The following is a 12,494-nucleotide window of genomic DNA, read 5'->3' as shown; positions in this document are numbered from 1 at the left end:
ACCGGAATCCATAGCGGCACTGCGATTTTTATGTTTTGTGGTTAATCGTGATTTTCTTTTCGGTCCCGTTCTTGATTCTTTCAATATTGGTTCTGTGCTTATAAATCAGAACAAAGCCCATACAAAATGAAACGGCGGTCGTGATCCATACATAAGAAATCGGAACCGGCCCGGCTGCCGCCTGATTTCCTCTGAAATCGATAAAAAAGGTAATGATGAATGTGGCAACCGGGAAAGTCGCCGCCGCGCAGATGGAGGACAGAGAGACAATCCGGGTGGTCAGGAAGAAAACCAGAAACACACCGATCACGATCAGGAACACACGCCAGTCGATTAATGCGATCATCGCGGCGCTGGTCAGTACGCCCTTTCCGCCTCTGAAACCGAAATAGACTGGATAAATATGTCCGAAAACGCAGGCCACACCCGCAATATAGGCGCCGTACTGCGCCACAACGTGCGGATTTATCATCAGGGGCGCCGCAGCCTGGCTGCAAACATACTGAAAAACCGCCCTGCCGATCATAACGGAGACCGCGCCTTTGGCGAAATCAAAAATAAAGGTAAAAATCGCAGCCTTGACGCCAACGGAACGCAGAACATTGGTAGCTCCCGCGTTTCCGCTGCCCAGCGTGCGGATATCCACATTATGATCGAATGCTTTTGTAAAAATGATAGAAGAACTGATACTTCCTAAAAAATATGAAACAAGCGCTACTAAAACCGATGGCAGTGCAAAATCCCTAAAATAACTGAACATCAGTAACTCCTCCTTACTTATCTCCTCGCTCACGCACAATAAGCCGAATGGGGGTGCCTTCCAGTCCAAAAGTCTCTCGGATTCGGTTTTCAAGGTACCTTTGGTATGAAAAGTGGAACAGCTGTGCGGAATTTACAAAGCATACAAAGGTAGGCGGTTTGACCGTCGCCTGTGTCATGTAATAGATTTTCAACCTCCTTCCCTTGTCCGTCGGCGGCTGGACTCTGGCCACAGCCTGCGCCAGGACATCGTTGAGCATGCCTGTGGCAATCCGCATGGAGTTGGAGTTTGCGGCATGCTTGATCAGGTCAAAGAGACGGTCGAGCCTCTGGCCTGTTTTTGCTGAAATAAAGATCATAGGGGCATAGGACATGAAAGAAAAGTCGTCTTCCAGCTTTTTGCGGTATTCTATCATGGTACGGTCGTCTTTTTCTATGATATCCCATTTGTTGACGACAATGACGCAGCCCTTCCCCGCTTCGTGCGCCAGACCGGCTACCTTGGAATCCTGATCGGTAAACCCGACCGAGGCGTCTATCATAATCACACAGACGTCGGCCCGTTCTATCGCCATCTGCGCACGGATGACACTGTATTTTTCAATGGAATCGTCCACTTTGCTTTTTCTGCGGAGCCCGGCGGTATCGATCAGCGTGAAACGTCCATGCTGATTTTCAATGGTCGTATCGATCGCGTCCCGCGTTGTGCCGGCAATATCGGAAACAATGCACCTTTCCTCGCCGGAAATCTTGTTCACAAGAGAGGATTTTCCAACATTCGGCTTGCCGATAATGGCAACCTTAATGATTTCACTGTCGGTCTCGTCTTCTTCCTCATCGGGAAGATGCTCCACAATCCTGTCGAGCAGATCTCCGGTGCCGTGGCCGTGAACGGAAGAAACCGCCACCGGATCGCCGAGCCCCAGATTGTAAAACTCGTAAAATTCCGCCGGAGGCTCCCCGATCGTATCGCACTTGTTGACGCAGAGGATCACGGGTCTTCCGCTTTTCAGCAGCATGGCCGCTATGTCGGAGTCCGTGGCCACAACGCCTGTACGGATATCCGTAACAAGCACGATCACATCAGCTGCGTCGATTGCAAGCTGGGCCTGCATCCTCATCTGGGTTAAAATTACGTCGCCGGAATCGGGTTCAATCCCGCCCGTATCAACAATGGAAAACGTTCGGTTCCCCCACTCGCATTCTCCATAAATTCTGTCCCTGGTAACCCCAGGGGTATCGTCTACAATGGAAAGCCGTTCACCGATCAATTTATTAAAAAGTGTCGATTTTCCGACATTTGGTCTGCCTACAATTGCAACTATAGGTTTAGCCAATCACATCAACTCCCTAATACTGTATTCAAAAGCTCATATCCGTCATTGGGAGATACGGTAACTTTTATTTTCAAGGCTTTGCTCAGATCGTCAAGGGAAATATCGTCCAGAAAAATATCCCCCTCGCGGCGAAGCATAACGGCGGGCACAATCAGCTCGTCGCCTAAATCTTTCCCCTTTAACTGCTGTATGATATCGGTACCGGTTACCAGCCCCGTAACATTTATGGTATCCCCAAAATAATGATTCATGATAGGAATTAGATTACATGCTAAATTATTGCATTTTATTCTTAATTCGTCAAGTAAAGAGTTCAGAAAATTATAAACGCTTGTCCCCGTTACCAGCGTAACGCGGCGGGGCTTGGAAGGAGCCTGAAAATCTTCCAGAGCGCTCTCAAATTCCTGCTTCAGATTCGCCATCAGGCCCACCCCGTTTTCCAGCTGATCGAAATCGCCGTAAAATTCGGCCGGCGGAATGGGACGCCCCGCCTTCAGGTAAAATTCGTCCGCGGCATAGCAGATTCTTTCCCCGAACTCGGCTGTAAAGCGGTCCCCGAATTCCTCCAGAATCCGGACGGCCGCTTCCGCAGAATCCCTGTCGAACGACTCAAGCGGGAACAGTCCTTCCCTGAACCGGGTCAGCCCGACCGGTACAGCGGCAATGCTCTGCACCGCGGGATAAAGGTTTCCCAAATCGGTTAAGCTGCGTTTTAACTCTTCTCCGTCGTTGATTCCCTTACAGACAACGAGCTGCGTATTCATTTTAATGCCCGCCTGTGCGAGCCGGTACAAAATTTGAAGCGATTCCCCGGCAAAGCGGTTCCCCATCATTTTTACCCGAAGCTCGGGATTGGTGGTATGAACCGATATGTTCACGGGGCTGATGTGCATTTTTATGATTCTGTCGACATCATGGTCGCTCATATTGGTCAGCGTAATGTAATTGCCGAACAAAAAAGAGAGACGGGAATCATCGTCTTTGAAGTAAAGGGTGCTGCGCATTCCCTTCGGCAGCTGGTCAATAAAGCAAAAAATGCATTTGTTGCGGCAGGAATGCTGTTCGTCCATCAAATAAGTCTCGAATTCCAGCCCGATCGACTCGTATTCCCCTTTTCGGATGGAAATCGTACGGCGATTCCGGTCTCTGTCCGTCAGCAGGAGGGACAGGTTCTTGCTCGTCTCGTAAAATCGGTAGTCCAGAACGTCGTTAATCTCATTGCCGTTGATGGAAACAAGCGTTTCCCCCGGCAATATCTTCTTTTTTTCGGCAGGGCTGTCCTGATCGACCGATAGAATCTTAACTGACATAATAACTCCTCTGCTGCACAAAGATTTCATAAAAAAATAAGAGAAGGATTGCTCCTTCTCTACATTTTTGGAAAATCAAACAAAGCTTATGCTTCTTTTTTGATTACTTCCCTGCCGTTGTAGTAACCACAACTGCCACAAACTCTGTGCGGAGTTTTAAACTCGCCACATTTAGGGCATTTCACCAGAGCAGGAGCACTCATCTTCCAAACATTTGAACGTCTTTTATTCTGTCTTGCACTCGACACTTTTCTCTTTGGTACCGCCATCTTCAGCACCTCCTTATAAAACTCAGACTAATCTATTAGTTTTTTAAGAGCCTCCAAACGAGGATCAATCTGATGAAAATCACAATCGCATGTTCCATCATTCAAATTTTTCCCGCAGGAAGGACACAGGCCTTTGCAATCATCGCTGCATAAATACTTGGACGGCAGCTCAAGCAAAATATCCGCCCGGATCAGCTCGTCCAAATCCAACTGGTAATCGGGAACCTCCACATAGCTGACATCGTCCTCATTTTCCAAAGACAACACCAAGGTATGCCAAAAGGTATAATGATAGCATTTGTCGATCTGCTTCGTGCATCGGTCGCACGGAATGGAAAACTCAAACGAAACCTCGGCGTTAAGCTGCGCAAAGCCGTCCTGACCTTTCACGGTACCCCGAACCTTCACAGGCGAAACAAAAGGATGATAGCCATTGATATCAGTAGATGACAAATCCAGCAGGTAGTCAAAGGAACAGCTTTCCTCCCTGTCGGAAAACACCTTTTTCAAATCAAGAAGCATAATTACACCTCAGCGCTACATTAGCTTATTATATAGATTTATCTATGTTTTGTCAATAGAAAATTACAATATATTCATATTCATAAAGATGCTGCCGAAGACGAAACGCCTGCGGCAGCATTATGAAAGAAAGGTTTGCCCTTAGCTCTGAACGGAGAAGGAGCGGATTTCCTCCGGCAGCTCCTCTTTGCTCGCGGAAACAAGAAGTGAAATCTTGGTATCTGCCTGCGTGGAAAGGGCATTCATTTTTTCAGTAAACTGTACGAGGGCTTTCATATCATGCCCAATTATCTTTAAGGTGGAATCAACAAAAATATCCGTCAAGTCATAGTTGCCTGCACAAATACCGCTGATAAAACCAACGAGTGCGTCCGCACCCTGAATTCCGTATGCATCGCTGTCGATCAGCCTTACCTGATGGGATAAATCGTAGGTCAATTTCAGACCCTTTTCAATGACTACAACATTGCCGTTTGACTTTTTTGCTGCGTCGTTTGCACTTTCGATCAGCTTTTTTGTTTTTCCTGAACCTTTTTTGCCAACGATAAGAGTTATCATGAAAACTCCTCCTATATTATATTATTTCCGCAAAAGCGGAGAAAACTCCTGCTTTTGCTAGTTCTTTAATCTCGCCTCCAAAGCACTCTTTTCCGATTCATAACCCGGCTTGCCAAGAAGAGCAAACATGTTTTTCTTGTAGCTTTCGACCCCGGGCTGGTTGAAGGGGTTTACACCGAGCAGGCTTCCGGAAATCGCACAGGCCTTTTCAAAGAAATAAACCATGTAGCCGAGAGTCTCTTCAGAAAAATCGGGTGCGCGGAGTACAACGCTGGGGACACCTCCGTCAGCGTGTGCCAGAACAGTTCCCTCAAATGCTTTTTCATTGATATAGGCCATGCTCTTTCCCTGCAGAAAGTTCAAGCCGTCAACATTTTCAGGGTCTGTTTCTATAAACAAATCTTTTTTCGCTTTATCGAATAAAACAACCGTCTCAAATAGGGAACGTCTGCCGTCCTGAATGTATTGACCCATGGAATGCAAATCGGTCGAGAAAATAACCGAAGCCGGGAAAAGGCCCTTATGATCCTTGCCTTCGCTCTCGCCGAACAGCTGCTTCCACCATTCGCACATCATGGAGTAACACGGCTCATAGCTGACAAGGACTTCAATTTCTTTTCCCTTGCGGTATAAAAGGTTGCGGGCGGCTACGTACTGATAACACGCATTGGAATCCACATCCGGATTGTTCAATTCCTGCTGTGCCTTTGCCGCGCCGGCCATCAGCGCGTCGATATCGGCTCCGCTGACCGCGATGGGCAGAAGGCCGACTGCCGTCAGCACGGAATATCTGCCGCCGACATCATCCGGAATCACAAAGGTTTCATAGCCTTCCTCCGTCGCGAGCTGTTTCAATGTGCCGCGCGCCTTGTCGGTGGTGCAGTAAATCCTCTTGCGTGCTTCTTCCTTGCCGTATTTCTCTTCCAGAAGCTTGCGGAGCACCCGGAAAGCGATTGCCGGCTCGGTCGTAGTGCCGGATTTGGAAATCATGTTGATGGAAACGTTCCTGCCCTCGCAGAGCTCCTGAAGCTCGCTCAGCGCGGAAGAACTGATGCTGTTGCCGGTGAAATAAATATCCGGGGTATTTTTCCTGACCAGGTTATAATTCGGGGAATTTAAAAATTCGATAGCCGCGCGTGCGCCAAGATAAGAACCGCCGATGCCGATCACAATAAAAACATCGGTATCTGACTTGATTTTTTCCGCCGCCGCTTTAATACGGGAAAATTCCTCTTTATCATAATCGGTAGGAAGGTTTACCCATCCGATAAAATCATTGCCCACACAATTTCCTGAATGCAGAGCCTCATGGGCCTGACGGATCTGCGGGGCAATCGCCGTGTATTCATTTTGTCCGATAAAACTTGAAAGATGTTTTAATTCCAGTCTGACAGACATTTTTAGCTTCCTCCTAAATGATACGTTCGATATGATTATATTACAATATATTGGCTACATTTGCAAGGAGGAGCACTATATTTTATAATTATTTCATAAATTCTATTCAAAGCATTTTGAGCAGATATTTTGCCAGAAGCCGGAAGGCGGAGCCAAACGTTATCTCGGAAACAGAATTTTTCGCACAGATATTATACTCCTTCACAACCTCGTCCCCAAGCTTGCAGGTGATTTTTCCCACGACCTGGCCCTTTGTCACCGGGGCCGTTATTTCCGGCTGAAAAGAAACGCTGTATTTGATTTCTCCGGCCTTTCCTTTCGGTACCAGAATGCTGCCGTCCGTTTCGGCGGTCGTCTCAACCGTATCGCTCATCCCGTTCAGCACGGGGACAGGCTTGGCAGCCTCCTGCGGAACGGCGGGAGTGGTCACAGACCAGTTGGCAAAACCGTAGTCCAGCAAAGCGGACGCAGCAGAAAACCGCGTCTTTGTGTCCGCCGCGCCCAGTATAACCGAGATCAGCTTCACATTGTCGCGTTCGGCGGTGGCCGTCATACAGCTGCCCGCCTTTCCGGTGGTTCCGGTTTTCAACCCGGTGATCCCCTTATAGGTCTTCAGCAGCTTATTGGTGTTGACCAGCTGAGTCTTGCCGTCACGGATATTTTCCATCCAGATTTTTGTATAGTCAAAGATTTTCGTATGTTTTATCAGCTCACGGGACATCAGCGCGACATCGTACGCGGAGGTGACATGCCCGTCTTCGTCAAGGCCGTTGCAGTTCTTAAAAACGGTGTCCTTCATGCCGAGGGTCTTTGCTTTCTGATTCATCTGCTGCAAAAATTCATCCTCGCTGCCGGAAACATACTCCGCCAGCGCTACGGCCGCGTCATTCGCACTGGCGACTACCGTAGCTTTCAGCATGTCGTCCACCGACATCGTCTCCCCCGGCTTCAGCCAGATGTCGGAGCCGCCCATGGACGCCGCGTGTTCGCTTGTGGACACCATATCGGTAAGCTTGATTTTACCGGAATCAAGCGCTTCCATGACGAGAAGCAGCGTCATGACCTTCGTAATGGACGCGCAAGGGCGCTTTTCATGTGAATTCTTCTCGTAAAGTATTTTTCCGGTCTGCGACTCCATCAGTACGGCTGACGGGGCTTTCACCTCCGTGTCGGACAGTGCAGCCGCTTTCACCGGCAAAACTGAAATAAGCATCAGAACCACGAGGAAGCATGCCGACAATTTTTTTAACTTCATCTCCAGCACCTCCAATTTATTAGTAATTCTTATGCCAAAAAAAGAGGTTCTATCCATAAAAAATGAGGCCGAATCAAATTCGGCCTCATTTTTACTGTCTGACAGGGATTCCTCTTTGCGCGAGATATGTTTTCAGTTCCGGAATCGTGATTTCCCCGAAATGGAAGAGCGAAGCCGCCAGAACCGCGTCCGCTTTTCCCGCGGTAAACGCATCGTAAAAATGCTCAAGCTTTCCCGCCCCGCCGGAAGCAATCACCGGAATATTGACGCTTTGCGAAATCGCCGCAGTCAGTTCCAGATCATACCCGTTCTTCACGCCGTCACAGTCCATGCTGGTCAGAAGGATTTCCCCCGCTCCCAGCCGGGCCGCTTCCACCGCCCATTCCACGGCGTCTTTTCCCGTATCGATGCGGCCTCCGTTTTGATAGACCGTCCAGCCGCCCTCTTTCCTGCGTTTCGCATCAATCGCGCACACAACGCATTGGCTGCCGAACTTTTCCGCAGCCTCGCTGATCACGGCGGGGCGGTTCAACGCGGCGGAGTTGACGGAAACCTTGTCCGCACCCGCCCGCAGCAGGGCTGTAAAGTCATCTACCGTTCTGATTCCGCCGCCGACTGTGAACGGAATAAAAATCTGCTCGGCCACCTTGCTGACGATGTTCAGCATAATGCCGCGTTCATCGGACGACGCGGTAATATCCAGCAGCACAAGCTCGTCCGCACCCTGTTTGTCATATTCAATGGCAGCCTGCACCGGGTCTCCCGCATCGCGCAGATTGACAAAGGAAGTTCCCTTTACGACTCTGCCGCCGTTTACATCCAGGCAGGGAATAATCCGTTTTGCATACATAATCATAACCTCCGCGCAAAAAATCAAGAAACAAACGATACGAAATTTTTCAGCATCTGCAAGCCTGTTTTCCCGCTTTTTTCCGGATGGAACTGGGTCGCAAACAGATTGCCGCGCTGGATGGAGGCGTCGATGGCGACTCCGTAATCGGTGGTGGAAGAGACGACCTCCGGGTCCTCCGCTTTCAGATAGTAGGAATGGACAAAATAGACATAGGGATTGGGCTCCATATTTTGAAAAAGTCCGTTGTTTTTTTTCACAGAAAGAGAATTCCACCCGATATGCGGGATTTTCAGTCCCGTCTCCGCGGGAATCTTTTGAATTTTTCCTTTTAATACGCCAAGCCCGCTGATTCCCGGAGTTTCCTCGCTTCCTTCAAAGAGAAGCTGCAAACCGAGGCAAATTCCCAGAAAGGGCTTGCCGCTCTCTATAAAATCCAGCACCGGGGTCACGAAATCGGCTTTTTTCAGGCAGCTCATCGCGTCGCCAAACGCGCCCACACCGGGCAGTACCGCAGCGGAAGCGTGTTTCAGTTCCTCCTTGTCCGCCGTAACGAAGATGTCACAGCCGATAAAATGAAATGCCTTTACAACGCTTTGCAGGTTTCCGGCACCGTAATCGATCACAGCAATCATAATTCATTATCCTTCTCATTAAACTTGCATCCAATTGTACCTAAATTTTATCATGAATAAAACAGAAACTCAATTGATTTAACATATTAATTTATTACTATATTAAAGCAAAAGCTTGTCCATCGTTATGATTGACATCGCTTCAATAAAAAGGTATGATAATATTCATGTCTTTTTTGATTCGGAGGAAAAACCATGGATTACATTTCATTGGTCGGCATTGCTTTGGGTCTTGCCATGGACGCGTTTGCAGTCAGCATTACAAACGGGGCCACGATCCGAAAAGTCACACCGAGATTCTCCTTAAAGCTTGCATTCAGCTTCGGACTTTTTCAGGCATTTATGCCCATGCTCGGCTGGCTCATTGGAAAAGCGGGAGAAGGTTTTATCAATGCGGTGGATCACTGGATCGCTTTGGTTCTTCTTTCTTACCTGGGAATCAAAATGATGATGGAATCCTCTAAAGAACCGGAAGATAAAAGCACCGGTCAAAGACAAAACGACATCGGTTTCAAAACCCTTGTTACTCTTTCCGTTGCGACCAGCATTGACGCTCTGGCTACCGGAATTCTTCTTCCGTCCGCAGTGGGCGCAAAAACGGCAGCCCTGATGGTTTCTTCCGTGGGAATCATCGGAACCGTCACCTTTTTCCTCTGCTTGATCGGCGTTTATATCGGGAAAAATTTTGGGAAGCTGCTTTCTTCAAAAGCGGAACTGTTTGGCGGGACCGTCCTGACGGGCATTGGCGTCAAGATTTTCGTGGAACACATGTTTTTTACGTGATTTGATACGCGGCTCGCATTGCTTCGATCCGCTTGAGCATCTCGTCTTTCAGCGTCTGCGGCGACAGAACGATCACCCGGTCCCCGTACTGCAGCAGCCACTCAATCAGGCCGTCGCTGACATATACGGAGGCCCTCACGGTGAAGGCGTTGCTGTCGTGACAGGAAAACTCGATGTCCCCGCCGAATTTATCGACGATCGTCTCGAGCAGGCTGTTGGAGCACCGCAGCACAATGCGCTCCTGTTCCCCGTTGTACATATTGAATGTTCTGCGAAGATAGTCCGCGGTATCGAAATAATCCCGATAGGAGCAGACCTCGCTGAACGGACGCGCCTCCAAAGCGGTCAAGGCGATCCGTTTCATCCGGTCCAGCCGGTAATTGCTGATCGTATCGTATTTTTCATAATTCCCCGCCAGGTAATATTTATCGTTCGCCCACAGAAGCGCGTAGGGGCTGATGGTAAATTCCCGGCCTTCATCCAGCTGCGCTTTCCCGCCCGCAATCACGCGATGATGATAGGAAAACGATACTTTTTTATGCTGGGCAACCGCCCGGTTGATGGTATCGATATTATAATAGATTTCTTCATTGTCAAATTTTATGCGTTGATCCACATATATTTGTTTCAAAACCGTTTCAGCCTGATGACAGCTGAGAAGCTCGCAAAGCTTGTCCGTCAATTCGGCTGTTTTTTTATTGGTGATAAAGGGCGCCGTGAGCACGGCGTCCATCAGCAGACGGACTTCAGCCAGTTCAAAATCGCGTTTTGCTATAAAGAATCCCTGCCGGGGGGAACGGGTATAGACAATATCCACCCCGAATTTCGTCAGGACATCAAGATCGCGGTAGACGGATTTTCGCTCTGTCCCGATCCCCTCCTGCTCCAACAGACGGCAAAGCTCCACCGCGGAAACCGGATGCTCGTCATCGGAATATTTTCTCAGCAGCTTTAATAATAATAGAAGTTTCATTTTCGCGTTGCCATGGTCTGTCAAACGTTTCACCTGCTTTCCTTTTCTTAAATTATTTTACCATAATATGGCAGAATTTGGTATCATTCTTTGCCGATCTATCAAAAGATCGCATCTTTTTACCGTATTGGCCACTAAAAGACATATTTTGGTACAAAGGAACTTGTAATTTTACGCGGAAATGATATAATATTAACAAAGTATTTTTTTCGGAGGATTGAAGAATGGCTGTAAAGATATTGACTGCGCGGCAAGCGGCCGATCTGGTGCCAAACAATATTAATTTCGCGACAAACGGATTTATGGGCGCCTCGGTTGCCGAGGAAATCGCAACGGAAATTGAAAACCGTTTTCTGGAAACCGGCGAACCGAATAACCTTACCCTGCTGTTTTGCGCCGCCCAGGGCGACGGAAAAACAAAGGGGCTGAATCATCTGGCCCACGAGGGTCTGGTACGCCGGGGAATCGGCGGCCACTGGGGGATGGCGCCCAGACTCGGCAAACTGGTCATTGAGAACAAAATACTGGCGTATGATTTCCCTCAGGGCGTTACCACCCACATGTTCCGCGATACGGCGGCAAATAAACCGGGAACCATCTCCCAGGTGGGCCTCGGTACCTTTGTCGATCCCCGCAGCCTGGGCGGGAAGCTGAATCCCCTTACGCGGGAAGCAGAGGATTTGGTCAGCCTAATGGAAATTGGCGGAAAAGAATATCTTTTCTACAAGACCCACCCTGTTGATTTCGCCATTCTGGGCGGCACCTATGCGGACGAGAACGGAAATATTTCCATAGAACGAGAAGGCGTCCGTGCGGAAACGCTCGCAGTGGCACAGGCGTGCAAAAATTCCGGCGGCACCGTGATCGTACAGGTCGAAAAAGTCGTGGAAGCGGGGTCTCTCGACCCGCAGAAAGTGGAAATCCCTGGCGTTCTGGTGGATGCGGTAGTTGTTGTCAGCGATATCAAATATCATATGCAGAACTATGGCACGCAGTATAATCCCGGCTTCTCCGGCGAACACAGAATGGGGCTTTCCGAATTTACCCCGGCACCTCTGAACAACAAGAAAATCATTGCCCGCCGCGCGGCGATGGAGCTGAAGGACGGCAGCATTGTCAACCTTGGGATCGGTATCCCGGAATACATCTCTTCCGTCGCTCAGGAAGAAGGCATCACAAATAAATTTTCTTTGACCGTAGAGTCCGGTATCTTTGGCGGCAACCCGCAAAGCAGCATCGACTTCGGCGTCAGCCTGAACCCCGAGTCCATCATTTCCATGCCCTCCATGTTCGACTTCTATCAGGGCGGCGGACTTGACCAGGCGTTCCTGGGCTTCGCCGAATCCGATAAGGAGGGCAATGTAAACGTATCCAAATTCGGTGCGAAGCTGCCCGGCTGCGGCGGATTCATTGATATCTCCCAAAATTCCAAACAGGTGTTTTTCTGTGGAACCTTTACGGCGAACGGTTTAAAAACCGAAATAAAGGACGGCAAACTCCATATTTTGCACGAAGGCAGTGCCAATAAGTTCCGTGAGAGCGTCGAACATATTACATTCAGCGTAAAAACAGCCATCAAGAATCATCTTCCGGTTATGTACATTACGGAACGCGCCGTGTTCAAGCTGACAGAGGACGGCGTTATGCTGACGGAAACCGCCCCCGGTATTGATCTGGAAAAAGATGTGTTCGCCCATATGCCCATGAAGCCGATCATATCCCCCGACCTGAAACAGATGGACACACGTATCTTTATAGACGAAAAAATGGGTCTGAAAGAATAAACCTGAAAGAAAACAAATGACCATCCGCGCCTGAAATTATAAGGGAGTTTCCCCGGCAAAG

13 protein-coding genes are annotated in these 12,494 nt (G+C 48.9%); 2 read left to right on the top strand and 11 right to left on the bottom strand.

Annotated elements, in window-relative coordinates:
• Window positions 1-28 precede the first annotated feature (28 nt).
• The 10 genes from plsY to hisH all read right to left on the bottom strand — a co-directional run bounded on the left by plsY (window position 29) and on the right by hisH (window position 8,893).
• Window positions 29-760 carry a glycerol-3-phosphate 1-O-acyltransferase PlsY gene (gene plsY, locus LY85_RS01510; RefSeq protein ID WP_141825198.1) on the bottom strand — a complete coding sequence of 244 codons (732 nt, stop codon included), beginning with the start codon at window positions 758-760 and terminating at the stop codon, window positions 29-31.
• Window positions 761-773: 13 nt separating this feature from the next.
• Window positions 774-2,096, bottom strand: coding sequence for a ribosome biogenesis GTPase Der (gene der, locus LY85_RS01505; protein ID WP_141825197.1), 1,323 nt, complete (start codon window positions 2,094-2,096; stop codon window positions 774-776).
• 5 nt (window positions 2,097-2,101) lie between these two features.
• A complete protein-coding gene (locus LY85_RS01500) occupies window positions 2,102-3,406 on the bottom strand; it encodes a DUF512 domain-containing protein (RefSeq protein WP_141825196.1) in 1,305 nt (434 codons plus the stop codon).
• A gap of 86 nt (window positions 3,407-3,492) precedes the next feature.
• Window positions 3,493-3,675, bottom strand: coding sequence for a 50S ribosomal protein L32 (rpmF, locus tag LY85_RS01495; RefSeq protein WP_038324106.1), 183 nt, complete (start codon window positions 3,673-3,675; stop codon window positions 3,493-3,495).
• A 27-nt stretch (window positions 3,676-3,702) separates the two neighbouring features.
• Window positions 3,703-4,197, bottom strand: coding sequence for a DUF177 domain-containing protein (locus LY85_RS01490; protein WP_038324104.1), 495 nt, complete (start codon window positions 4,195-4,197; stop codon window positions 3,703-3,705).
• Between the two features lie 141 nt (window positions 4,198-4,338).
• Window positions 4,339-4,755: a hypothetical protein gene (locus LY85_RS01485; protein WP_038324102.1), complete on the bottom strand. Its 417-nt coding sequence runs from the start codon at window positions 4,753-4,755 to the stop codon at window positions 4,339-4,341.
• Between the two features lie 57 nt (window positions 4,756-4,812).
• On the bottom strand, window positions 4,813-6,153 hold the full coding sequence (locus LY85_RS01480) for a glucose-6-phosphate isomerase (protein ID WP_141825195.1): 1,341 nt from the start codon (window positions 6,151-6,153) through the stop codon (window positions 4,813-4,815).
• A 106-nt stretch (window positions 6,154-6,259) separates the two neighbouring features.
• A complete protein-coding gene (locus tag LY85_RS01475; protein ID WP_038324098.1) occupies window positions 6,260-7,408 on the bottom strand; it encodes a D-alanyl-D-alanine carboxypeptidase family protein in 1,149 nt (382 codons plus the stop codon).
• Between the two features lie 91 nt (window positions 7,409-7,499).
• The gene (hisF, locus tag LY85_RS01470; RefSeq protein WP_141825194.1) at window positions 7,500-8,258 is read right to left on the bottom strand and encodes an imidazole glycerol phosphate synthase subunit HisF; all 759 of its coding nucleotides are present in this window, start codon (window positions 8,256-8,258) and stop codon (window positions 7,500-7,502) included.
• 23 nt (window positions 8,259-8,281) lie between these two features.
• Entirely contained in the window at window positions 8,282-8,893 is a 612-nt protein-coding gene (gene hisH / locus LY85_RS01465) for an imidazole glycerol phosphate synthase subunit HisH (protein WP_141825193.1), read from the bottom strand.
• Window positions 8,894-9,088: 195 nt separating this feature from the next.
• On the opposite strand from hisH, the gene LY85_RS01460 reads away from it, so the two are divergent.
• A complete protein-coding gene (locus LY85_RS01460) occupies window positions 9,089-9,676 on the top strand; it encodes a manganese efflux pump MntP family protein (protein ID WP_038324090.1) in 588 nt (195 codons plus the stop codon).
• Here LY85_RS01460 and LY85_RS01455 read toward each other — a convergent pair.
• Window positions 9,669-10,682, bottom strand: coding sequence for a WYL domain-containing protein (locus tag LY85_RS01455; RefSeq protein ID WP_141825192.1), 1,014 nt, complete (start codon window positions 10,680-10,682; stop codon window positions 9,669-9,671). The two genes, LY85_RS01460 and LY85_RS01455, sit on opposite strands and share 8 nt — an antisense overlap.
• A gap of 191 nt (window positions 10,683-10,873) precedes the next feature.
• On the opposite strand from LY85_RS01455, the gene LY85_RS01450 reads away from it, so the two are divergent.
• The gene (locus LY85_RS01450) at window positions 10,874-12,433 is read left to right on the top strand and encodes a CoA-transferase (RefSeq protein ID WP_141825191.1); all 1,560 of its coding nucleotides are present in this window, start codon (window positions 10,874-10,876) and stop codon (window positions 12,431-12,433) included.
• The last annotated feature ends 61 nt before the right edge of the window (window positions 12,434-12,494 follow it).

Source organism: Clostridium sp. KNHs216, assembly GCF_006714885.1.
In the GTDB taxonomy this organism is placed as follows: domain Bacteria; phylum Bacillota; class Clostridia; order Oscillospirales; family Acutalibacteraceae; genus Caproiciproducens.
Note: the sequence above shows the minus strand (reverse complement) of the source record. Positions and strands in the feature narration are given on the sequence as shown.